The sequence below is a fragment of the Mesorhizobium ventifaucium genome (assembly GCF_935822925.1).
Classification (GTDB): Bacteria; Pseudomonadota; Alphaproteobacteria; order Rhizobiales; family Rhizobiaceae; genus Mesorhizobium; species Mesorhizobium ventifaucium.
Genome location: NZ_CAKXZS010000019.1, coordinates 76,615 through 99,821, shown reverse-complemented (window position 1 = coordinate 99,821; position 23,207 = coordinate 76,615). Strand labels below are relative to the sequence as shown.

The following is a 23,207-nucleotide window of genomic DNA, read 5'->3' as shown; positions in this document are numbered from 1 at the left end:
TCCGCATACAGCTTGCCAGCCTCGTGCGAGGCAAATGTAGAGCGAATGTCGGCTTTGAAGAGACCTCGGGAACATCGGCAGATGGCGCGACTTTGTTGTCGCAGAGCAGGGCTCCGGGCAGTCAGCTCGTGAGGATGATCCGGGTCCGGCTTTCCAGGTCCGACCAACTCACCTGCAGATTTCCTCCTGCCGCATCGCCGTCGAAGCCGCGAAGCGGATGATCCGGCCAATTGGTGCAATCTGACAAGGATTTGCGTCGAAATGCGCGATCAGCCGATCGAGTTCATCCCGTATCGGTCGCCGGTCGTGCTCTTGGCGCTTTCCAACGAGCCCGAGCCGCTTCATGGCAATCCCGCTGTGTGCATGTCTTTTCGCGATGCCTGGCCGAATCTACGATGAGCACTTTGCAGGCTTAGGCGAGGGCAGGGCGCGAAGCTAACTTACTCTGACTTCGATCACCTTCTCTGCAGTTTGCCAGCCATTGAGCAGAAGCGAATCGGATCGAAGTGTTGGGAAAAATCGCAAGGTGGCGGGCAATATCGCACTCTGGCGTAGATTGCCGTTCCCGAGAGATGGGTGACAGTTCATTCAAGAGACATGGTGTAGTGCACCCCGATTCTGAGACACGAGAAGGGTAACAGTTCTCCATTAAGGAGAGCTGATGAGGAAAGAAGACCCGGGGCGGCGGTTCAGTGGCGATTTCAAGATAGCTGCGGTGCAACGCATGGCTGCAGGCGCCAACGTGAGCAAGTTGGCGCGGGAGCTCGGCATCTCTCGCAAAGGTCTCTATCAATGGCAGAAGCAGTTTCGTGCAGGCGGGCCAGCAGCTCTGCGCGGTGGCGTGGGTCCGCCGCGAGCGGCACGCCGGCTGGGTGAGGCGCATGACCCGGGCGGTGCAGCGCCGGCATTGCCGTCGGAAGCGCTTGACGAGCTTTCGAAAGCATTGGCTCGGATCGGCGAACTGGAACGTCTCGTCGGACAGCAGGCGGCCGACCTCGATTTTTTTCAAGAAGCCTTGCAGCACGTCGGGAAAGCGCCACCATCGGAGCGGCGCGCGTTATCCCGATCATGCACGACGTGTTCTGGGGGCCAATGGCCTACGCCATTGTCGGCGGGCTCGCCGTCGCGACTGTACTGACGCTCGTCTTCCTCCCGGCCCTTTATGTCGCCGTAAACGGCATTCGGGAAAAGCATGAACCTGTAGCAGCGCCTGACGTTCCGGCAATGCCCATTCTCGCCCCCCAGCATTGAGAAAGGGGCTTGCCATGCCGGAAACCTCCTCTCTTGTCGACCGCTTTCTGAGATCGGATGCCGGCATGTATGCCGGACCAGGCGAGATTACACGCGAGTATGCCGACAAGATGCTCCTCGCCGCGCTTCAGGAAGCACAAACTGTGGCGCGTTCCTACGACAACAAGGCGCCAATCGTTGGCGTGGGTTACATCCTCGCCCTCAACCTCGTGCTGCGCTTCGGCGATCTTTTGCCGACGCATGCGCCGATCGGGCCCCTGTTCTATGCGGTCGTTTGGGGGATCGTCATCATGCCGATTCTTCAGTTCGGCCAGGTGCTCTATCCGAGCCGGACACGCGCGGAGAGGGAATTCAATGGCAAGACGTCTCATGGTTCCAAGGCCCTACCGGTGTGCTATGTCGACCCCAGCTACTTTGCCGATGTGCGTGACCTGATGCACCAGGCCTTGAGGTCGGACTGGACCTCGGTTTTGGCCACCATCTGAACCGGCCTTGCGGTGGCTTTTGCCAGCTCGGCCTGGAAGGCGATTTGCCGGACCATTCGACATTCTCGAAGTGCGCATCATAGTCGCTTCCGCAATGCCTGCTGCACGAGCTGCCGTGGTGTGGCGCCGCATGACAGAACGCCTAGTTGGCGGCGAGGGCTTTGTGACGACTAGATTGATATAGGGAGGGTCGTCGTCGGCGGATGAACGAGAAGGGCCATTTCTCAGATAAAGCGCAACGACAAGTATCGGGTGTCTTGCTGTGCAAATTTCTTGAGAGGCCGACGCGCCGGGTCTAGGTAAGGTTTTCCATGCGTTGTGTTCATTTTCCAGACTGTCGGGAGTACTCATGTCGTCGATCGCCGCCGCCCTGCCTGATTGCCTGCGCTCGGTCGAGCGCCCCGGCGACTTCTGCGTCGGTGGCCTGCGCGAAATCTTCATGCCGACGATCGACGTGGAGGGCGTGGGCAGGATCGCCTTCCCGCTTCCGGCGGCGCAGGCTGAGCGACTGGTCGCCGTAGCCGAGGCGGCACCCCATGGACGCGGCGAGGAAACGGTGCTCGATCGCGACGTGCGCAGAACCTGGCAGATCGACCCGCGCAGGATCCAGATCGGCGGGCGAAGTTGGGAGACGACGCTGGCCGAGCTCGTAACCGACGCGGCCCGCGGCCTTGGCGTCGAAGAGCCAGTCGAGGCGGACTTCTACAAGCTTCTCGTCTATGACGCCGGCAGCTTCTTCCTTAATCACCGGGACACCGAAAAGACGCCCGGCATGTTCGCGACCCTGGTGATCGTGCTTCCCTCTGCTCATCGTGGCGGCGAGCTGGTCGTGCGGCACCTGGGTCGAGAGGTGATGTTCGATCTGCACCCCGAAGATCCGTCGGAAATTGGTTTCGCCGCCTTCTATGCAGACTGCTTGCATGAAGTGCGCCCGGTCATCACCGGACATCGCCTGATCCTCGTCTATAATTTGCGCTTCCTCGGCAAGAGACGCTCGCTGCGGGCGCCCGACTATCGCGCGGTCGAGGCGCACGTCGCGGACCTGCTGCGCGGGTGGGCTGGCGCGGAGGACGAGCCCGACAAGTTGATCGTGCCGCTCGAGCATGCCTACACGCCGGCGGAGCTGTCGTTCGACGCCCTCAAGGGGGCCGATGCGGGCGTGGCGTCGGTGTTGATCGAGGCGGCAGCGGCGGCGGAGTGCGATCTCCATCTTGTCCTGGTATCGATCGAGGAGAGCGGCAGCGCCGAGCACACCGGCAATTATCGCCGCAGGCGCTGGGATCGAGACGACGAGGGCGATGAAGAATTCGAAGTAGCGGAGGTTTTCGACCGCTCGCTGACCCTGTCAGCGTGGCGGCGTCCGGACGGCGGCGAGGTCGGGTTTCACGACTTTCCATTCGATGAGGAGGAACTCTGTCCGCCCGATGCGTTCGAAGATCAGAGGCCCGACGAGCAGCATTTCCACGAGGCGACGGGCAACGAGGGCGCCTCTTTCGACCGTACCTATCGCCGCGCCGGTCTGGCGCTGTGGCCGCGCGCGCGGCGGCTCGCGGTGCTTAACCAGGCCGGCCTCGGGGCAACGCTGCCGCATCTTGAAGACTTGGTCAGGCGTTGGGAGACGAGCAACACCGAGATCAGGTCGCAGTTATGGCGAGAGGCTGACGAGCTTTCCAGATACATGCTGAGCTCCTGGTCCCGTGAGACATGGCGCAGGGAGGACGATACCGATGCCGGTCGGATGCTCGACTTGCAGGTCCGGCTGAGGAATGCGGCGCGCATCGACGAATTTGTCGCGGAGTTGTCGGCCAACGGCCACTACGCCGCGTCCGATAACGACGCCATCGTGCGTGCCGCCGCGCTTCTTCCCCGACGGCGGGCCACGGACTTGCTGGTCGAGATCGTCAGACGCAATGCCGCGGCCCATCTCGGCGCCTGCGGCGACTTGCTGCTGCGTTGCGTAGCGGCGACCACCGACTCCATTGGCGACGCCGCGAAGATCGGCGCAGCCTTGATCGATGTCTTACCGGGCGACCCGGCAAAGCGTGCCAAGCTCGACCCCTGGACGCGACCTGCGTCCGTACGGCCTGACTTCGTCGTCGATCTCCTGACGGCGACGAGCAAGATCGACGCCGGGCTTGCGGCGCGCGCGATCGAGCACTTGCTGGCCTGGCCCCGGACCTACACGCCGGACGCGGTGCTGGTCCCGGCGGCACTGGCCTTCGCCAAGCGGGGGGAGAGCACGGCATGGCCGGCGATCGGCCGGCTGCGTGAGGCGGCTCTCGACCATCTGCGCGGTCGCATCGCGCTGCCGCTGGAGACCCCGCGGGACTGGTCGCGGACCAACCCGCTCAAATGCACATGCGACGACTGTCGCGCACTGGGCGCATTTCTGATCGACCCAAATCAACAGCAATGGCGCCTGAGGGCGGCCCAGAACCGGCGGACCCACGTCGAGGAGAGCGTCCGAAACGCCGCGTGCGACCTTGACCTCGCCACCGAAAGGCGCGGCAGCCCGCACACGTTGATCGCGACCAAGAACCAGGCCAGTTACGAACGACGCGCGAAACAGCGCCGGCAGGATCTGGAACATGTATCGGCGCTGGGCGGATGAAGGCTTGCCCGCGTTTGCTGGAACAGCAAATCTGGCCACAGGGCGATGAGTCGGAAGAAACGGACTCCACTTGCAAGTCGAATCATCAAGCCTGCGGAGGCGGCGCCTGCGCAAAGGGCTATGTGAGTTCCATTGACGTAGTCGTCGGGACGCGACGCGATCTGGAAGATCGGCGACACGGACAAGCGGTTGCGGGAGAGTCCGGACGACAGCCGCAATGATGAAGGGCCGCTCCGGATCAGTCTTCAGGGGGAGGTTCAAACCAGTCCGAACTGCTGCAGGCGCGGCGGTGAGCGCGGATCAACAGTCCGCATCTTGAATCTGTTGGCCAGAATCGCTATTTTGTCTAACAAGGAGATCTCTGATGCTGAAGTCGTCCCATGAAACTCCACCGATTCAGGCAAGTCTGCGGCGGCGAACGGTCATTGATACGGCGCGGCAGCTCGGGTTGCTTGAGGGCGAGAATGGCCGGATCGGCGGCCGGATCCGACGCCACCTCATAGCGGCTGCCAAGGAAAAGTCCGGCATTACCACCGATACAGAACTACTGGAATACGCTTTAGCGAAGGTCGCGCTTGAGGACGACTTTGGGGTGAAGTTCGTCCGCCGGAAGGGCCGGGTCGCGAAAGAAATCGACCTTGAGTTTTGATCTGTCCCGTGCGCTGCGGCGGATCAAGCCGCAACGCACCACAGATACTCTCCAACGCCGCTCGGCCGCCGATCTGCCTATTCTTCGGAAGCCGATTTCAGCGGGCCTTGAGCTGTTGCTCGATACCTGCGTCTATATCGACGTACTCCAAGGGCGCTCTCCCGTAAGCGTGGACGAACTGCTTGAGACCCGGATTGTCAATCACTCCACCGTTTGCCTGGCTGAGCTGACGCACCTGTTCGGCCGCCTCGATCCGTTGCACCCGGCCACGAAGACCGTGTTACGCGAAATCCGGCGCACCCTCGAAGACATACCCGGCCACCGGCTCTTTTCCCCATCGGAGACCGCCATGGGCGAGGCCGGAATGCTAGCCGGCTTGGTGATGCGTCTGTCAGGCGCTGCCCGCGGCGAGAGCCCAACCCTGCTGAACGATGCGAGCTTATATCTCCAAGCGCTGGAACGCGGCTGGATCGTTCTCACACGCAATGTGCGCGACTTCGACTATTTCGATCAGCTTCTGCCAGTGGGTCGTGTTCTTTTCTATGAGCAGGGGTAGCCGATTTGAGTCTATCGGTTGTCGATATGTGTTGCAGCTGAGAAGTAGCTGGGAATTTCGGTCTCGTGGCAATATTTCGAGCACGCCCTCCGGGCCCACCAAAGTCCCGCTAATGGTCAATTTCGCATTGAAGTGGGCCAATCTAGATTCGCTATTCCACCACTCAGGTGCATTCACCATAAGCGAGGAAAGGCGTTATGCCTGCTCTCACGTCCTATTGGCCGCTCGTTCGTCAGTCAGGGTTCGTGCAGCCATGTATAGTCTAGCTATGTATAGTCTAGCTATTTGACGGGCAGGCGGTCACCCGGACTAAGCCTTGGGAGGGGCCTCCACGCCGGACATTGCGAGAACCGGGAGAGGAAGCCGAGCGCCTTCGATCTTGACCGCAGCCACGGCAGCATTGAGCTCGTGCAGCTCGTCCCCGGTAAAGGTGATGGCAGCGGCCGCAATGTTCTCGTCGAGATGGGCGGCCTTCGTTGTACCCGGGATCGGCACGATGAACGGCTTCTGTGCCAGCAGCCAGGCCAGCGCCAGCTGGGCGGGTTTGACCTCCTTGCGTTGCGCCCACGTCCGCACGACATCGACGAGCGCCATATTGGCCGCCAAGGCATCCTCAGCCATGCGGGGGACCCAGGCGCGGAAGTCTCGCCCGGGGTCGTCGCCAAAGCGGGTTTCTGCCGTAATCGTGCCGGTCAGGAAACCATAGCCCAGCGGAGCCCAGCTCACGAAGCCGATGCCCAGTTCCTCGCACAGAGGCAGCACGTCGGCCTCGGGACCACGCCAGACCATCGAATATTCGTTCTGGATGGCGGCGAGCGGCAGAACCGCGTGCGCGCGTCGGATGGTCTCCAGTCCCGGCTCAGAGAGCCCGAAATGCAGAACCTTGCCCTCGGCGACGAGATCCTTGACCGCGCCGGCGACGTCCTCGATCGGCACCCGCGGGTCGACGCGGTGCTGGTAGAGCAAGTCGATGCGGTCGGTGCGCAGGCGGCGCAAGCTGCCTTCGACGGCGCGCTTGATGTGCTCGGGCCGGCTGTTCAGGCCCTCTCCGATCTTGCCGGTCTCAAGATCGACGTTGAACCCGAACTTGCTCTCCAGAACGACGGTCTCGCGCAGCCCCTGCAGCGCATCGCCAACGATCTCCTCCGAAAGGAAGGGTCCATACACTTCCGCCGTATCGATGAGGGTGACGCCTTGGTCCACCGCGCGCCTGATAAGCGCAACGGCGGCGGAGCGATCTATGCGGCTGCCGAAATAATCCTGGGCGGTGCCGTCGCCCTGGCCAGGTTTCCACTGGCATCCGAGCCCCACGGGAAACACTTCGAGGGCGCCCAGCTTGCGGCGCTGGCTCGCGGGTTGCGGGCTGGCCGTTTGCGCCGCCGCTTCGCCAAGCGAGGACAGCAGCCAGGGCGCAACGCCGAGAAAAGCTGCCGACGCCAGAAATTGCCGCCGCTGCGGGTTGTCAATGTTCGAGGGAGACCGGTTGTTTGAGGGAGACTGGTTGGTTCGGTGAGATTTCGTCATGTCACGATCCTTGGCTTGGGATAGGCCATGGGGCCGACGCGGATGCTCGGTGCGGTCGCCGGCCTCAAAGGGTGGTTTGCTGAAGATAGGCACGGCCGGCGCCACCGACAGGGTCGATTCTTGCTCACTTCGTGGCTCGCCGGCTTGAGGCGAAGCTGTCGCCCGAAGCCTATCGGTGCCGGATCGACTGAGCCCGCGCCTGCCTGCCTATGTCTGATGGCGGCACGCCGTACTGCCGCCGGAACAGTTGACGAAAATGATGCAGGTTCGAGAACCCCGCAGCCGCAGCCGCCTGCGGCACGGTTGCCTGGGTCGACCGCAGAGCGTGAAACGCTCGATCCAGCCGACTTGCCGTTACAAAGCGATGCGGCGGCATGCCGAAGGTGTTGGCAAAACTGCGCGCGAAGTGAAACGGGCTGAGTGCGGCCGCCTCGGCAAGATCTCCAAGGGTCAGCGGTTTGTCGGCGGTGTCCAGCACCAGTTCCACCACACGCTGACGCCGCCGCGCGTCAAGCGTTCGCGGGATACGATCGCGGCCACCGAAGTGCCGCCGCAGCACTTGAGCATAGGCGGCGCGAACCAGTGTCTCGGCCTCCATGTCCGACATCGATATCCAGCCGCGCAGGGCGGCGCGCAGCCTGGTCGCGACCGCCTGGATGATCGGGTCCTGCCAGCCATGCACGTCGTCGAGATCGGCGTGGCTTTCGACTCGCATGTCCCGCGCCATCTCGCGGCGCAGCCCGGACGCCCCGGTGATTTCCAGAACGTCGGAGGGAGAGTCCGTCTCCAACCAGGCGATCGGCGTGTCGCCGCCAAGCCCGATTGTCATAGGCAGCACGGGCCGCGGCCTTGCAGTGCCACCGGCTACGCGCACAACGGCAGCCGCCTGGCCTGTGAAAGCCATGCCGATCGACCCGGGCGCCGACTCCGACTCGATCTCGCCGTCGCGCCATGCCGGCAAAAGGCAATGCGCCAATCGGAAGGTCTTGCTTTCCCGGCGGATGATCTCGGGTTGTGCGCGGCTCGTCATCCTTCGGCTTTTCCCGCTGATGTGTGGGCGAAAACGGCCGCCTGAGCGGCTCCGCGGCTAAAATACGCCGCTGATTTGCGGCATTTTTTCGTCCGCGGCCTTTCTCCCAAGACGGCAGATTGGCTGCCGTGCCAAACAAATTGCCCACGGCGCGGCGACCGACAAGAGAGCGACCAAATGCGCCTCCTGAAGAGTCGAGAAGGCCGCGGGATCGCGGGTTTATCGATCCAATCTGAAACCCATGCGGCCGCTGTTTTCTTACTTTGGTTGCTCGGACCAACGGGAAATTAATGGACGAAGGGCGTGACGAGCTTGTTTGAGGTATCTCGCAGCCAGTGTTGCTGTGCGACTTCATCGGCAACCGCCGCCCTTGAGACGGTGGTGCTTACCTTACCCTCATTCGACCCGGTCTGGCCCGTCTCAAACTGAAGATCCAAGCCGCTCTCCTGTCGGGCAGCGTCCGCTTGGCTTAAGAGCCACTCGTAAAATGCGAAATCTGTTTCCCCCGATAGCGCCATAAAGAGCCCGATCTTGTCCTTGCTTCTATAGGCGGTAATCGATCGAACTGCACCGAGTCAATGAATGCCTGCCAGAACAGGCGGTTGGATTTCCGCGCCATCGCCTGTTCGGGATCGATCACCTGTTCGTTTGATTCGATGCTGTCGTCACTCTCATCCTCAACGCGCAGGGGGCGGCCCCGCATCGGTCATCAGGACGCGCTGGCGAATGACCTCAGTCCGGACGGGAATGGAAGGAACGATGAACGTGCGATCCTGGCTATCTTTCCAGAGTTGAATCTCCAGCAAGGAAAATCGGGCTGCTGCCAAACCGGACGAATTAAGATGGTCCGAGATCGCGTGAAGGTCGGATCGGATGCCGTCATCTGCCACGATCAAATAGAAATCTCCGAGATCGAGAGAGCGTGACACTGCATCGACGAAAGTGCTTTCGTCGAGCTCGGGCCAACGCTGCTTCGCGAGATCGTAAATCGGGTTGAGAGATAAGTGATTTCCCGTGCTTTGCCTCACCTTGGCTGTCAGGTCTCCATAGGTCAGTCCGCGCGTGAACGCGGCATACTCCAGCGTTTGGGCGATTACCTCCCGGCGCGCCTGAGGATTGCGCCAGAGCTTGCACTCGATCAGGACCAGGCGTCCTGTTCGGCTGACTCCAAGAATCTCCAGGAAGACGACACCGCCTAAGCGGGTCAGCGGAAGCTCGCGGACGATCGGAACGAAATTGCCTGCATCGGCATCCATACGATCGAGGATCACCAGTTCGGGACTCTCGAAAAGCAGCGACTGCAACCCCTTCTCGTTGTGCGCTCCCTCGCCAGCGTGAAGGCGTGAACGCTTGAAGAACGATGGGCGTTCGCCATCGCTCGGGATGAACATTGCAACCGGGTTAACGGTCACGCCGACGGGGCGCCCGCGATCGAGCGCCGGCGTCGTCGTCGGCGATTTCCGGGAGGCTTGACTTTCCGTCCTCGCCACCCCAAGTTCCCAGCATGTCGACCGAGCGCTTCACACTTTTCCTTACACGGGTGTGTCCCATCGCGGGCAACTAACCCCCGGCTCGGTCGCGTCGCGATCCGGCCGCGGGGCATAGGCTTCCTGCTCCCGTACTCCGGGACGCCACGAGCCTCACACGGCGACACCAATCCAATGACGAAAATCAATACCCCGGGCGCGCTGCGCACGGCGGTGGAATTCTTTAGGAGGCCGAGATGGCTCCCCATAACAAGAGACAGCGCAAGCCGGCGATTTCGATAACGCGCTCCGATTACGAGCGGCTGTCGCGTCTGGCTCAATCCTATGCCTTGAGAATGCCTGATGTCGCGGATGAACTTCTGGCCGAACTCGACCGCGCGCGTGTCGTGGGAGATGGGCGGATCGCCTCGGAGACGGTTCGCATGGGCTCGACCTTGCGCTTCACGAGCGATCTTGGTGAAGACATGCGCGTGACGCTGGTCTTCCCCGGCGAAGCGGATATCGCAGAAGGCAAGATCTCGATCCTCACGCCCATTGGCGCGGCGCTGATCGGCCTATCGGCGGGGCAGTCAATCGACTGGACCGCTCGTGACGGGCGTATCCATCGCCTGAAGGTGGAATCCATCGAGGCTCCGATTCAGCCTTCGGCGCAACCAGCCGCCATCGACCTGCGGCCGGCGACATGACGAAGGTCCGGCCGCCCTGCCGCCTCTCGCTCTTCGGAGGCTGCCTCATCGCAGGATCGTAACCCCTGCGCCGCCAAGGGCGGCCAGGGGATTCTCCGTTCCGTTTCAATGCAACCGCTCCCAGCAAGGAGCGATGGAGAACTGCGATGTCGACCGAAACCTGTATTCTCACCACGAAAGATCTCACCATCCTCGAGGTCATGCGCGAACGCTGCCTGGGCAGGGATGACCCGCTGGCACCGATCCTGAAGAGGAAAATCGAGAGTGCCCTGGTGGTCCTCCGCGATGACGTTCCCGTTGACGTAGCGACGCTCAGCAGCCGCGTTACGTTCAGGGTTGATGGACGCGACCCCGATACGCGCATTCTCTCGCACGACCGCATGAACGGGGCAGCCGGCCTGTTCCTGCCGATCACCACGCCGAGAGCGCTGGCCCTGCTTGGACTCACCGCGGGTCAGGACTTCCTTCTGCCAGACCACGAAGGGCGAGAGGAGCGAGTCTTGCTCCAAAAGGTGCAGTACCAGCCGGAAGCAGCGCGACGCGAAAGAGAAGCTTTGGCCAACTTCTCCGCTCCAGCACAGCGCGAGCCGTCGCTGAAGCTGATCCGTGGCGCCATCCACGACCAGCCCCGGCTGGAGCGTATCGGACCGGACGGTTTCGACGATCCAGGGCCCTCCGCAGCGTGACGTCGGCCCGAGGGGCGGGCCCACATGGGCCGTCCCTCGGCTGCCGTTTCGAGCAAGAGAGGGCATCTGGAGCAAACGGGTTTCTCTATCCCAGCCGGAGGCGAAGTGATGAACAAGCCGAATCTGCCCCCCGTCACATTGTCTAAAGGCGACCACAAGCGCCTGCAGAGGATCGCGCGTTCACTTGTCGAACAGTCGCATCCGCTGGCTGCTGCCCTGCTGCAAGAGCTTGGCCGCGCGGAATTGCGCGAGCCGGATGACATCCCGGAAGGGACGGCGGCCCCCGACCGCCTCGTTACCTACAGGATCGATGGCGCTGAGCGTGCTGAACAGCAGTACCTGATTCATCCCGAAGACAGGATGTGGCCGCCTGCGGAGATATCCGTGACCACGCCGGTCGGAATCACGCTGCTGGGGCTGTCTACAGGCCGCCCCATGCCCATGATCGGCAGCGCCCTTCGAGAGCCGCCTTGGGTGGAGGTGGTCGCGGTCGGCCGTGCGGCAACGAGCGGCCTCGCGCGCCAGCCAACCTTTGCGCGAGTATCGTCTCGATCGTTGGCGGATTGGAGTCGATAGCTTAAAGAACCCTGTAGTGCCGCCCAGTCACAAGGAGAGTGATGGAGCTTTACACGCTACTTGTGATCATAGCCCTGCCATTCGTGGCAGGCTTGGCGTCAATTCTTCTTCCGTCGGATTCGCGCACGCCTGCGACCTGGCTCGCAGGAGCGACGACGGCGGCTTGCCTCGCTTTGACCCTTTCGCTCTATCCATCGGTCCACGGCGGAGGGATCGTAAGGCATCGCCTCGAATGGGTTCCCTCGCTTGGTCTCGAGTTCACGCTGAGGATGGATGGTTTCGCGTGGATCTTCGCATCTCTGATCAGCGGCATAGGCTTCCTCGTCGTGCTCTACGCGCGATATTACATCTCGCCAGAGGATCCGGTCCGCAGATTCTATTTTTTCTTCTTGGCCTTCACGGGCTCGATGCTCGGTGTCGTACTTTCCGGCAACCTGATTTTGCTGGTCGTTTTCTGGGAACTCACCAGCATCTTCTCGTTCCTGCTCATTGGCTATTGGCATCATAGTCAGGCGGCCCGTGACGGCGCCCGCATGGCGCTGACGATAACCGCCATCGGCGGCCTGGCGCTGCTGGCGGGCGTTCTCGTCGTTGGCCACATCGTCGGCAGCTACGACCTCGACGCCGTTCTGGCTGCCGGCGACCGGGTACGCCGCCATGACCTGTATGTTCCGGCCCTCCTGCTGATCCTGCTCGGTACGTTCACCAAGAGCGCGCAATTCCCTTTCCACTTCTGGCTGCCCAACGCCATGGCCGCGCCGACGCCCATATCGGCGTTCCTCCATTCGGCGACCATGGTCAAGGCGGGAGTGTTCCTCATGGCACGACTATGGCCGGTGCTCTCGGGCACGCCGGAATGGTTTGTGATTGTGGGCCTTGCGGGCATGATCTCGCTCGTGCTCGGGGCTTATCTCGCCATGTTCCAGCAGGACCTCAAGGGACTGCTGGCCTATTCCACGATCAGCCACTTGGGGTTGATCGCACTACTCTTGAGCCTTGGCAGTCCGCTCGGCCTGGTCGCTGCGATTTTCCATATGCTCAACCATGCCACCTTCAAGGCGTCATTGTTCATGGCGGCCGGGATTATCGACCACGAGGCTGGGACGCGGGATCTCCGGCGACTCTCCGGCCTGTTCCGCTACATGCCGGTCACGGGCACGCTGGCCATGGTGGCAAGTGCCGCCATGGCGGGCGTCCCACTGCTGAACGGCTTCCTGTCCAAAGAGATGTTCTTCGCGGAAGCGGTCGAGACTCATGCCGACTCCTGGGTAGACACTATCGCGCCGTATGCGGCCGTGCTCGGAAGCGCGCTTGCGGTCACGTATTCCATCCGCCTGATCCATTCGATCTTCCTCGGCGCGCCTCCTCCGGAGAGCTTTCCGCGCGCGCCGCACGAGCCGCCGTTCTGGATGCGGTTTCCGGTCCTGTTCCTGGTGTTGGCGTGTCTCCTCGTTGGCATCATTCCAGGTTTGACTATTGGGCCTTTCCTCCACACGGCCGTGTCCTCTGTGCTGGGCGACGCGACGCCCGAATATAGTCTCGTGGTCTGGCATGGGTTCACACTGCCGCTGGCAATGAGTGCGGTTGCGCTGACTGCGGGAGCGCTGCTCTATTTGGCGGCCGGGGATTACCTTGAGCGAGCCGAAAAACCCCCACTGTTCGGCCGGTTCGAGGGCCAGCGCATCTTCGAACGGGTAACCGTCGCGATCTCGTGGCGGTGGGCGCGCCTTGTCGAGGATGTCTTCGGCACAAGACGACTGCAGCCGCAGATGCGCCTGCTCGTGACAGCCGCAATTGCGGCCGGCGCCATCCCGCTCCTGGCGTCAGGCCTGAGCTTTGGAACAAGCGGCAACGCAACGCTAGATGTCGCGTTCGCGGGGCTTTGGGCCGTCGGCATGGTGTGCGCGGTCGGTGCCGCGCAGCAGGCAAAGTTCCACCGTCTCGCGGCACTTGCACTACTAGGGAGCACGGGTCTGGTGACCTGCGTGACCTTCGTCTGGCTTTCAGCGCCGGACCTTGCCGTGACGCAGCTCGTTGTCGAGATCGTCACGACTGTCCTGATACTGCTCGGCCTGCGGTGGCTGCCGAAACGCTCGAAAGCACTGCTCGATCCAAGCGGCATCTTTGATCGAATGCGCCGTCTTCGTGACCTTGCGCTTGCCGTACTTGCCGGCGCGGGGATGACGGCGATCTCCTACGCAATCATGACGCGCACGCGGCCCGACTCGATCGCGGGCTTCTTCGTTGAGAGGGCCTACAGCGAAGGCGGCGGTCGCAACGTCGTCAACGTGATTCTCGTCGACTTTCGCGGTTTCGACACACTGGGAGAGATCACGGTCCTCGGGGTTGTCGCGTTGACTGTCTTCGCGCTGCTGAGACGCTTTCGCCCCGCGCCGGACAGCATCGAACGACCCGAGCAGCAGCGCATCCAGCGATCCTATGACGAGGCGGAAGCAAACAGGGAGGCCGGCGCGACCGCGGCCGAATACCTCTATGTGCCGTCCGTAATCATGCAATGGATGTTCCCGGTCATCATCGTGCTGGCCGCCTATCTTCTCTTGCGCGGCCATGACGCTCCCGGCGGAGGCTTCGTGGCAGGCGTGGCGATGGCGGCCGGCTTCATCCTGCAGTACATGGCGGCGGGAACGGCCTGGGTGGAGGAAAGGCTGCGGATCCTCCCCGTCGTCTGGATAGGCGTCGGCCTTCTCATGGCGGCCTTGACCGGGATCGCCTCAACCCTATTCGGCGATGCGTATCTCACCTCGTATTTCCGGTACGTGGAGCTGCCGCTTATCGGGAAGGTCCCTTTTGCAAGCGCGACCCTTTTCGACCTCGGCGTGTTCGGCCTCGTGGTCGGAGCCACAGTGCTGATGCTGATCGCTATCGCCCACCAGTCGACCCGCCGCCTGCGCGCGGCCCGGTTGGAAGAGGAGCGTGAGCAGGAGGAGCGCCAACAATGGAGCTGACGCTCGCCATTGCCATTGGCGTTCTCACCGGCTCGGGGGTCTGGCTGGTCTTGCGCCCGCGCACCTACCAGCTCGTCATAGGCCTCTCCCTGCTTTCCTATGCGGTAAACCTGTTCATCTTCAGCATGGGCCGACTGCGCGTGGGGGCTGCACCCTTGCTAGGAGCAGACGGGACAGGGAATCCGTCCAACTACGCAGATCCGGTTCCTCAGGCGCTGGTTCTCACCGCCATTGTGATCGGCTTTGCCACGACCGCGCTCCTTCTTGTGGTCCTGCTTGTCTCCCGCGGTCTGACCGGCAGTGATCACGTCGACGGGCGGGAGTCGCGCTGATGGATTGGACTCAGCACCTGCTCGTCGTGCCGATCCTGCTGCCGCTAGTCACGGGCGCGGCGCTGCTCCTGGTCGATGAGACGCGGCACACGCTGAAGGCAACGGTCAGCCTCGCATCCATGCTGTTGCTCCTCGGGGTGGCCATGAAGCTGATGGGCATGGCAGATGGCGCTCCGGGCGGGAGCGGCGCCTTGTCGTCTTCCTATGCCGTCGCAAACTGGCCAGCACCCTTTGCCATCGTCCTCGTGCTGGACCGGTTGTCTGCGTTGATGCTCGCATTGGCGGCCGTCATCGCCCTGGCATCTTTGGTCTTCTCGCTGGCGCGTTGGCACAGGGCGGGACCGCACTTCCACACTCTATTCCAACTGCTGCTGATGGGGCTCGGAGGAGCTTTCCTGACAGGAGACCTCTTCAACCTCTTTGTCTTCTTCGAAGTCACGCTAGCGGCGTCATACGGTTTGCTTCTTCACGGCTCTGGCGTGTTTCGGGTCCGGTCCGGGTTGCACTATATTTCGATCAACCTGGCGGCGTCGCTTCTCTTCCTCATCGGCGTCAGCCTGATTTATGGGGTCACCGGAACGCTGAATATGGCTGACCTGGCAGCACGCTTGCCGGCCATCCCTGCCGAGGATCGAATGCTGCTTCAGGCTGGCGCGGCGGTCCTGGGCATCGCCTTCCTTGTCAAGGCCGCGATGTGGCCGCTCGGATTTTGGCTGCCTTCTGCATACATGGCCGCGGCGGCGCCGATCGCCGCCATCTTCGTGGTGCTCACCAAGGTCGGTGTCTACGCGCTGCTTCGTCTCTCGCTGCTGCTCTTCGGGAGCCCTGCTGGCGAACTGACTGGTTTCGGGGGCACCGCCCTGCTGTGGGGTGGCATAGCGACTCTCGTCTTTGCGACGTCTGGCGTGCTCGCCTCTCAGGCGATGGGCAGGCTTGCCGGTTACAGCGTTCTTATCTCCTCGGGGACCCTGCTGGCGGCCGTCGGCATGGGGGACGCTACGGTGGTCTCGGGAGCCCTGTTTTACCTCGTCAGCTCGACTATCAGCACCGCGGCGTTTTTCATGTTGATTGAACTCGTGGAGCGCGCACGAGAGCCCGGAGCCGACCTGCTCGCCGTTACCCTTGAAGCCTATGGCGAGGAAGGGGATGGGGCCAAAGAGCATGAGGACGAGGAGGTTGGGGCCGCCATGCCGGGTGCGCTGGCCGTCCTCGGCATCTGCTTCGGATGCATCGCCCTCCTCCTCGCGGGGCTTCCGCCGTTGTCGGGTTTCATCGCCAAGTTCGCGATGCTAACGGGCATGCTGAATCTGGATGGGCTGGGTGCTCCGAGCGAAATCCCGGTGCGCACATGGCTGCTGGTTGCGCTGGTCATCCTGTCCGGTCTGGCGGCGCTGGTCGCCATGATGCGGACCGGCATACGAACCTTCTGGGCGCCGCTCGAGTCTATCGTCCCGCGTGTCCTGGTGGTTGAGGTGGCGCCAATCCTCGCGCTCCTCGCTCTTTGCCTGGCGATGACAGTAGGGGGAGGTGCTATGATCAGCTATACGGACGCAGCTGCCCGCTCCCTGCACGATCCGGCGAGCTATATTCAAGGAGTGCTGGGCACGGGCATGACTGGAAGCAACGTCAGATGAACCGCGTGTTGCCCTACCCACTCCTGACCGCAGCCCTGCTGCTGACGTGGCTGCTGCTGACGTCCTTTTCGCCCGGGCAATTCCTCCTGGGCGCCGTCATCGCGGTTGCGGCCTCGCGCGCGATGGCGGCGCTGCAGCCATCGAAACCGAGACTGAGACGCTGGCAGTTCATCCCGCGACTTGCGGGCATCGTGGCGCTGGACATCCTGCGGTCGAACATGGCGGTCGCCAGCATCATACTCGGGGGCCGCCGCCGTGATCGAGTCGCCGGCTTCGTAGCCATACCGCTCGATCTCCGCGACAAGACGGGATTAGCCGTGCTCGCCTGCATCGTCACCAGCACACCGGGGACGGCATGGATCGAGTACGCCCACGATACCGGCGTGCTTCTTATCCATGTCCTCGACCTGGTCGACAAAGACGAATGGATCGCTTTGATCAAGAACCGCTACGAAGCATCGCTAATGGAGATCTTCGAATGACCGCCAACATTCTCCCGTGGTCCGTCACGGCCGCTCAAATCATGCTCGTCGCCGCGATGGGCTGCTACGCGTACAGGGTGGTTCGCGGACCGCGCGCGCAGGACCGGGTGCTCTGCCTGGACGCCATGTATGTGAGCGCCATGCTCCTGGCGCTTACGGTGGGCATTCGCACGGGAAGCCAGGTCTACTTCGAGGCCGCTCTGATCCTCGCAGTGCTCGGCTTCGTTTCCAGCGTCGCACTCGCCAAGTTTCTCATGCGCGGCGAGGTGATCGAATGACCCATGCCATGGACCTGCCTGCCTGGGCGGCTGTGTTGACAGCCCTGCTCGTAGTTCTCGGCGCCGGGCTGACCCTCCTCGGAGCGATCGGTACGCTGCAGTTCGGCAGCTTCTTCGAGCGGGTGCACGCGCCCACGCTCGGGACGAGTTGGGGAACGGGCGCCATCGTGCTTGCGTCTATCGTCTGCTTCTCGGCGCTGGGTCTGCGCCCGGTCGTACACGAGCTGCTAATCGGGGTGTTCATCACCGCGACCACTCCGGTCACCCTCATGCTGCTCGCCCGCGCGGCTCTCTACCGCGACCGAACAGAGGGAGACGCCAACGTACCTCCGCGTTCGCTCCTAAGGTCGCCCGGCGGCAGCCTCTCGCGCGACAGAAGCAGCGACGGCCCCGGTGAATCGCCATCGCGCGATCCGCAAACGCCGGAGGTACGTCCTATGACGCCGATCTGAAGCTGAGTCCGGGTTGCGCTACGCCGGAACTTCGTTGGTTGTCCTGCTTAGGGCCGCGGGTTTCCCTGTTGCCTCTCCGGCCGACCCGTTTTTCCTCTCACATGTGCTGGCCGCGATCTGCATGCACTTTCCCCGGCAGACAGAGCTGGTCCCGGGCTTAGGCTACCGGCCTTTGCATCCCCGCCGGCAGGCCGTGAGCTCATTTTCACCGGCGCTCCAATGCCCGCTTCCGGTTGCCGACTCGGACGTTCGGCATTTTAGCGTCCAAAGGCCGCAGGGCTTCCCCCATCGATTGAACTGCTCCCAGGAATACCCATATCCGGAGCATGATCACTTCAGGTCGCCATAAGAAATACTTGGTCGTCTCGGCGTCCCTCCTGACGCTTTCATAGCCCCGAGCGGCTCGAACGATTCCGTTCGTCGTCTCGGGGAGATCAGCTTCATTCATAACGACTGACATGCCTGCCGTTCCGAGCCGCGTCCGCGGCGCCGAGAAGCGGCTAGCCATGCATGTCCGTCCATCAGCCGTGCACGGATGCCGCGTTGCGGTCATCCAATCATGAAGGAGGGACAAAGTGTCCATAATCGAACATTCATCCAGCACCGAACATCATACCCCCGCGTCGCGCACGCCAAGAGTGACTGTCGCGCAACTCTTCCTGAGAGCAGTCCGCCGCTGGCAGAGCAACCGCGCCATCAACGAACTCAGCCGCCTGGACGACAGGCAGTTGGAGGACATCGGCATCTCGCGGAATGATATCCCGAGGGTGGTGGCAGGCCTTTTTCGGCCGGAAGAGGTTCCGTTGAGGGATCGTGCGTCCGCGTCGACGCCGGAAGATGCGGCAGGCGGCCTGAAGCCGCCAGTCGGCCGGATGAACCGGAGCCAATGATGGACACGACCACCAGGACGATCATTGCCATCGGTATATTCGTGCTGATGGTCGTCTCTTTCGCGATGCTCTGATCGCCGGGCCGACGCGGCCGCCGCGGTTGAAAAGTAGGGCCTGTTAGACAAGGTAAACCCACATGTGCATGGAGACGTTCGTCAGGATTTCGAGGCTTGCCGGGGAAGGTCGTACCCTTGCCCGGAGCAGGCTCTCTCACCCTGAATCCCGCACATAATCCTGCTCCGGGGCATTCCAAAGCGGTTCATTCCTGCGGCGCCAGCGCGCCGTACCGAGGGAGCGTGACATGAGAATTTTCTGTTCAAGGCGTATCTGCCTTTCCTGTGGCCGTGCTTTGCCGAGAGCCGCCTCCCGCTGTGCCTGGTGCATCGCTTCGGTGGTCGCGCCTGCGGCGTTCATGGATCAGCCGGAGCCGCACCGCCATCCGTCCGGCCGCCCGGCATGGCGACAGGTGCGGCTGTGAGCCGGATTGGCGCCGGGCGCCCCAGTGTGGCTTTCCGCCCGGACGTGATCCCGATCGTGGTTCCGCGTCCGGAATGGCCGTGGTCCGCCTTTTCGATCCCGAGGCCGCGGCCGAGTCGTAAAGCTTGTTCCGGCGATGGCCATGCGAAGCCAGCTATGAGGTTGAGCGAACTCGTCGGAGGGCAGGATGATGTCCTGCTGGGTATGCAGGCTGACCGGAAACGCGCGGCCCTGAGCGGCATGGCAGCCCGACTATCGCAGAAGGTCGGCAGGAGCCACGGCGCGGTGTTGGCCTCTTTCCTTCGTCGCGAACGGCTCGGGCCGACCGCTGTTGGCAATGGCATCGCGATACCGCATGCCCGGCTGGACGGGATTGCCGCTCCGGCGGCTGTGTTGGCGACGCTGAAGCGGCCAGTTCCATTCGGCGCGCCGGACGACGATTCCGTCGATCTGCTGCTTGCCCTGGTGTGGCCGACAGCGGATACGAAAGGATTTGTGCCCGCCTTGCTCGGTGTCTTGCGCCAACTGCGGAGCGCTGAGCTTCCAGAGTTGCTCCGGCAATCCCGGACGGCCGTCGAGGCGCACGCCTGGATCCAAACCTTCGAGGAACGTGTCGGTCGCTGAAGCATAGGATTCTGGGACGTGCGGTCACCAATCTGGCGTAACTTTCGATCCACGGCCTTCGCGACAAGCCAATGAAAGATGACGAGGATGGCTAAACCGGGAGATTACCGCGGCAGCCGTTGCTTCGGCTTGTGGGCGGATAGCCTACCCAGCCACATCAGCGGAGGTGGCGAAGACAGAACCTTCGCTTGCCTGAACCTGGCTCCCGCTCCGGGACGCTTCGCAGCGGCATTCAAGGTTCTGTTTCCCCCGTAGACGTTCGGTCCAGGGCCGGAAGGTTGGATTAGGGTACTCTATCGCTTGCGACTATGCCGCCCTCGCTTTCCAGCCGTGCGATGCGTCTTCCTTCCGACTGGGTGAACTTCAGTCGGACGCCGATGCCGCCCCCGTTCTCATCGATAAACACCGCCCCAAGCGCCTCAAGCGCCGCTTGGAGGGCGGCGATCGCCTCCGGTTCCGGCTCCTGAAGTTTGCGCTCGAAGCCCTCGATGACGGCTTCATCAACGCCGGACCGCACGCTCAACTTGCCCCGCGTAACTTCTACGAGTGCGCGTCCAGCGCGACATTGGGAACCGGTGATCATGTTGCCCCTCCGTCTTCTTCACTTCATTGGGTACTTTCGTCGAGCATACCGCAATCGCAATAACTATGCAGGCCCATCGAGGAAGCTAGGGGACCGAGGACCGAGGTCATCGCTGAACCGCAAAAAAGATTGCGGGGAGCGATGGCGATGACGCGCTGCAGACGCGCTCTGGGTTGGTGCATGTTTCTTGCTGCAAAGCGCCAATATCTTTCGTTTGTCAGCTCCAATCGCGACCGTCAAAGTGTCCCGTGAAGAGTGATCGCGGTAACTCGATCCGATCGAACTGCAGCCCGGCTGACAAGCAACAATCAGTCAAGGACCTGCCGCTCGAACCAATCGGGAGCAACATGACGAGAAACAAAAGGCTGCCCATCGTACTGATCACCGGGTCTAGCGGTTTTCTGGGTCAAGCGATCACCAATGGCTTGAAGGGCCGATACCGCGTCATCGGCTTCGACCTGCCCAATGCGAGGCAAACGGCGAAAGGCACGGAAACGGTCCCCGTCGATCTCACCTCGGACGAAAGCGTCACGAAGGCGGTCAAAGAGGTGCGCGAACGCGGCAACGGGCGCATCGCCTCCGTCATTCATCTCGCTGCTTATTACGACTCGACGGGTCAAGACAATCCGAAATATGACGCCGTCACGGTGCAGGGAACGCGTAGGCTGCTTTCCGCCCTCAAGACGCTGGAAACCGAGCAGTTCGTCTTCTCCAGCACCCTGCTCGTCCACGCTCCGAGTCCGGAAAAGGGAGTCAGGATCTACGAGGATTCGCCGCTCGACCCGCCCTGGGCCTACCCAAAATCGAAGGTGGAAACCGAAGCTCTGATCGGCCGCGAGCGCGGCAGCATAAAGACCGTCATTCTCAGGCTGGCCGGCGTCTATGACGAGGACTGCCGCGCGGCCTTCATCGCGCAGCAGATCGCGCGCATCTTCGAACGACGGCCCACGGCCTACCTCTTCACTGGCGATCTCGAAAGCGGCCAACCCTATCTGCACAGGGACGATCTCGTCGACGCAGTGGTCCGAACGGTGGACCGCCGCGCGGAGCTTCCCAACGCGACGGTGCTCTTGGTCGGCGAAGAAGAGACCCTTTCCTATGAGGAGATGCAGAAGCGCATCGGACGGCTCGTTCACGATGAGGAATGGCGAACGCTGTCGCTGCCAAAGGGCTTGACCAAAGCCGGATCATGGTTCCAGACCGAGGTGCTAGACCAGGACACCGACATCCAGCCGTGGATGATCGAGAACTCCGACGACCATTACGAGATTGATGCCTCGCGCGCTCGGCGGCTGCTCGGCTGGCGACCGCGTCACAGTCTCTGGGGAACGCTGCCGGAGATGATACGCCGGCTTAAGGCAGATCCGACCGACTGGTACGAGAAGAACAAGCTGCATCCGGCCGCGGTGGCGGCATCTGGGCCGGAGCTCGCGCAGGCAAGGCGGCGGATAGCGGGACCGCTGGAGCGCAACGAGGCGGAGGTGGACGCAGGCCTGGAGCAACACCGCTATTGGACGCTCTGGGCACCATTGACGAGCGCCATGCTCGGCCTATGGCTGATTTCGTCGCCGATGATCCTTGGACTGTTCGATCCGGTGAGCGTCGCGCCGCCGCCGGCACTCGGACATGAGATCGACGAGGCCACCATTCGCAATATGCGCCTCGGGGTGAGCGAGATCGTATCAGGTCTACTGGTTGCCGTTTTCGCGCTGCTGGGCATGTATCGCCACTGGAACTGGATGCAGTGGGTCACCGCTGCCGTCGGCGTGTGGATCATGCTCGCGCCGCTCCTCTTCTGGACCAGCAGCGCTGCCGCTTACAGCATCGACACGCTGATCGGCATGCTGATCGTCGCCTTCGTGGTGATGATCCCGCCGACGCCCGGCATCAGCCGGCGCGCGCTGGCCGCTGACGACGACAGGCCGATGGGCTGGAGCTATTCGCCGTCATCTTTCACGCAGCGCATACCAATCGTGGCGCTCGCTTTCGTCGGCCTGTTCGTCTCGCGCTATCTCGCGGCGTACCAGATGGGCCACATCGACGGACTCTGGGATCCGTTTTTCGGACCGGGGGTCGCGCCGGTCGCAAATGGCAGCGAGGCGGTAGTCACCTCATGGGTGTCAAAGGGCTTTCCCATCGCCGACGCCGGTTTCGGCGCCTTCGCCTATGCCCTGGACATCCTGGCCGGTGCCATAGGCGACCGTCGGCGCTGGCGCACAATGCCGTGGATGGTATTCCTGTTCGGGCTGCTGATCATCCCGCTCGGCGTGACAAGCGTCTTCTTCATCATCATCCAGCCGCCTCTGATCGGCGCGCTTTGCACGCTTTGCATCGTCCAGGCGGCGGTCACCGTGGTGCTTATTCCCTATTCGGTCGACGAGGTGCTGGCGACCGTCCAGTATCTGTGGCGCGCCAAGAAGGCGGGCGAGCCGTTCTGGCGCACTTTCTGGAAAGGCGGACCGGCGCTGTCGGAGGACCAGACGCCGTCCCCGGACCTCGACCGTCCGGCAGCGAGCCTGCTGCGCGACTTCCTCATCGGCGGCGTCAACTACCCGTGGACGCTGGTGGCGAGCATGGCTCTCGGTATTCTGCTCTTGGCGACGCCGCTCGTCTTTGGCACCGAGCCGCCGCTCTATTTCAGCGACCATATCGCCGGTTGCCTGGTAATCATGGTGGCGGTCACGGCGATGGCCGAGGTGGCGCGGCCCGTTCGCTTCCTCAATGTGCCATTTGGTCTTGCCGTCGCAGCATCACCGTTCGTGTTCGAGGGCGGCACACTGATTGGGACGGCGGCAGCAGGGATCATTGGCGTGGCGCTGATGGGTCTAAGCTTGCCCCGGGGAACCCGCAGCGAAGAGCACTATGGCGGCTGGGATCGAGCAATCGTCTGACCTGAAATGGCTGAGGGGAACGAACCAGTTGTGCGAGGCTGGAGAATACGAGATGGG

The 23,207-nt window shown here is 62.6% G+C and carries 21 protein-coding genes; 17 read left to right on the top strand and 4 right to left on the bottom strand.

The features are described 5' to 3' along the window. Positions 1 to 661 precede the first annotated feature (661 nt). The 5 genes from NMG70_RS17035 (at position 662) to NMG70_RS17010 (ending at position 5,552) form a co-directional block, all read left to right on the top strand. The gene (locus tag NMG70_RS17035) at positions 662 to 1,138 is read left to right on the top strand and encodes a helix-turn-helix domain-containing protein (protein WP_301555160.1); all 477 of its coding nucleotides are present in this window, start codon (positions 662 to 664) and stop codon (positions 1,136 to 1,138) included. Positions 1,139 to 1,265: 127 nt separating this feature from the next. Continuing rightward, positions 1,266 to 1,736 carry a hypothetical protein gene (locus NMG70_RS17025; protein WP_254025613.1) on the top strand — a complete coding sequence of 157 codons (471 nt, stop codon included), beginning with the start codon at positions 1,266 to 1,268 and terminating at the stop codon, positions 1,734 to 1,736. A gap of 349 nt (positions 1,737 to 2,085) precedes the next feature. Next, positions 2,086 to 4,347: a 2OG-Fe(II) oxygenase gene (locus NMG70_RS17020; protein ID WP_254025612.1), complete on the top strand. Its 2,262-nt coding sequence runs from the start codon at positions 2,086 to 2,088 to the stop codon at positions 4,345 to 4,347. A gap of 364 nt (positions 4,348 to 4,711) precedes the next feature. Next, complete coding sequence (locus NMG70_RS17015) at positions 4,712 to 4,996, top strand: hypothetical protein (protein ID WP_254025611.1); 285 nt, start codon at positions 4,712 to 4,714, stop codon at positions 4,994 to 4,996. Then, on the top strand, positions 4,986 to 5,552 hold the full coding sequence (locus NMG70_RS17010; protein WP_254025610.1) for a type II toxin-antitoxin system VapC family toxin: 567 nt from the start codon (positions 4,986 to 4,988) through the stop codon (positions 5,550 to 5,552). Before NMG70_RS17015 ends, NMG70_RS17010 begins: the two co-directional genes overlap by 11 nt. 309 nt (positions 5,553 to 5,861) lie before the next feature. On the opposite strand, the gene NMG70_RS17005 is transcribed toward NMG70_RS17010, so the two are convergent. The 3 genes from NMG70_RS17005 to NMG70_RS16995 form a co-directional block, all read right to left on the bottom strand. Beyond that, positions 5,862 to 7,076, bottom strand: coding sequence for an aldo/keto reductase (locus NMG70_RS17005; protein WP_436798404.1), 1,215 nt, complete (start codon positions 7,074 to 7,076; stop codon positions 5,862 to 5,864). A 169-nt stretch (positions 7,077 to 7,245) separates the two neighbouring features. Further along, positions 7,246 to 8,106: an AraC family transcriptional regulator gene (locus NMG70_RS17000; RefSeq protein ID WP_254025609.1), complete on the bottom strand. Its 861-nt coding sequence runs from the start codon at positions 8,104 to 8,106 to the stop codon at positions 7,246 to 7,248. A 677-nt stretch (positions 8,107 to 8,783) separates the two neighbouring features. Continuing rightward, positions 8,784 to 9,596 carry a PDDEXK family nuclease gene (locus tag NMG70_RS16995; RefSeq protein WP_254025608.1) on the bottom strand — a complete coding sequence of 271 codons (813 nt, stop codon included), beginning with the start codon at positions 9,594 to 9,596 and terminating at the stop codon, positions 8,784 to 8,786. Positions 9,597 to 9,829: 233 nt separating this feature from the next. On the opposite strand from NMG70_RS16995, the gene rnk reads away from it, so the two are divergent. The 11 genes from rnk to NMG70_RS16940 all read left to right on the top strand — a co-directional run bounded on the left by rnk (position 9,830) and on the right by NMG70_RS16940 (position 19,676). Further along, positions 9,830 to 10,279: a nucleoside diphosphate kinase regulator gene (gene rnk, locus NMG70_RS16990; protein ID WP_254025607.1), complete on the top strand. Its 450-nt coding sequence runs from the start codon at positions 9,830 to 9,832 to the stop codon at positions 10,277 to 10,279. A 146-nt stretch (positions 10,280 to 10,425) separates the two neighbouring features. Next, a complete protein-coding gene (locus NMG70_RS16985; RefSeq protein ID WP_254025606.1) occupies positions 10,426 to 10,965 on the top strand; it encodes a GreA/GreB family elongation factor in 540 nt (179 codons plus the stop codon). 108 nt (positions 10,966 to 11,073) lie between these two features. Then, the gene (locus NMG70_RS16980) at positions 11,074 to 11,541 is read left to right on the top strand and encodes a GreA/GreB family elongation factor (protein ID WP_254025605.1); all 468 of its coding nucleotides are present in this window, start codon (positions 11,074 to 11,076) and stop codon (positions 11,539 to 11,541) included. Between the two features lie 41 nt (positions 11,542 to 11,582). Continuing rightward, the gene (locus NMG70_RS16975) at positions 11,583 to 14,507 is read left to right on the top strand and encodes a monovalent cation/H+ antiporter subunit A (RefSeq protein ID WP_254025604.1); all 2,925 of its coding nucleotides are present in this window, start codon (positions 11,583 to 11,585) and stop codon (positions 14,505 to 14,507) included. Then, positions 14,498 to 14,839 (top strand): Na+/H+ antiporter subunit C, encoded by a 342-nt coding sequence (locus NMG70_RS16970; RefSeq protein WP_254025603.1) that lies wholly within the window; start codon positions 14,498 to 14,500, stop codon positions 14,837 to 14,839. The genes NMG70_RS16975 and NMG70_RS16970 overlap by 10 nt, the downstream gene beginning before the upstream one ends. Further along, positions 14,839 to 16,473, top strand: a complete 1,635-nt coding sequence (locus NMG70_RS16965; protein WP_254025602.1) for a monovalent cation/H+ antiporter subunit D — start codon at positions 14,839 to 14,841, stop codon at positions 16,471 to 16,473. The genes NMG70_RS16970 and NMG70_RS16965 overlap by 1 nt, the downstream gene beginning before the upstream one ends. Next, the gene (locus NMG70_RS16960; RefSeq protein ID WP_254025601.1) at positions 16,470 to 16,955 is read left to right on the top strand and encodes a Na+/H+ antiporter subunit E; all 486 of its coding nucleotides are present in this window, start codon (positions 16,470 to 16,472) and stop codon (positions 16,953 to 16,955) included. Before NMG70_RS16965 ends, NMG70_RS16960 begins: the two co-directional genes overlap by 4 nt. After that, the gene (locus NMG70_RS16955) at positions 16,952 to 17,233 is read left to right on the top strand and encodes a K+/H+ antiporter subunit F (RefSeq protein WP_254025600.1); all 282 of its coding nucleotides are present in this window, start codon (positions 16,952 to 16,954) and stop codon (positions 17,231 to 17,233) included. Before NMG70_RS16960 ends, NMG70_RS16955 begins: the two co-directional genes overlap by 4 nt. Continuing rightward, positions 17,230 to 17,685: a monovalent cation/H(+) antiporter subunit G gene (gene mnhG, locus NMG70_RS16950; RefSeq protein ID WP_367185544.1), complete on the top strand. Its 456-nt coding sequence runs from the start codon at positions 17,230 to 17,232 to the stop codon at positions 17,683 to 17,685. The genes NMG70_RS16955 and mnhG overlap by 4 nt, the downstream gene beginning before the upstream one ends. A gap of 575 nt (positions 17,686 to 18,260) precedes the next feature. Then, positions 18,261 to 18,575 carry a DUF1127 domain-containing protein gene (locus NMG70_RS32970; protein ID WP_367185543.1) on the top strand — a complete coding sequence of 105 codons (315 nt, stop codon included), beginning with the start codon at positions 18,261 to 18,263 and terminating at the stop codon, positions 18,573 to 18,575. 639 nt (positions 18,576 to 19,214) lie between these two features. Next, the gene (locus tag NMG70_RS16940; protein WP_254025599.1) at positions 19,215 to 19,676 is read left to right on the top strand and encodes a PTS sugar transporter subunit IIA; all 462 of its coding nucleotides are present in this window, start codon (positions 19,215 to 19,217) and stop codon (positions 19,674 to 19,676) included. A 283-nt stretch (positions 19,677 to 19,959) separates the two neighbouring features. Here the strand turns inward: NMG70_RS16940 and NMG70_RS16935 are convergent, their stop codons facing one another. Continuing rightward, positions 19,960 to 20,259, bottom strand: coding sequence for an XRE family transcriptional regulator (locus NMG70_RS16935; RefSeq protein WP_254025598.1), 300 nt, complete (start codon positions 20,257 to 20,259; stop codon positions 19,960 to 19,962). 347 nt (positions 20,260 to 20,606) lie between these two features. Between NMG70_RS16935 and NMG70_RS16930 the strand changes: the two genes are divergently transcribed. Next, the gene (locus NMG70_RS16930) at positions 20,607 to 23,150 is read left to right on the top strand and encodes an NAD-dependent epimerase/dehydratase family protein (protein ID WP_254025597.1); all 2,544 of its coding nucleotides are present in this window, start codon (positions 20,607 to 20,609) and stop codon (positions 23,148 to 23,150) included. Positions 23,151 to 23,207: the final 57 nt, after the last annotated feature.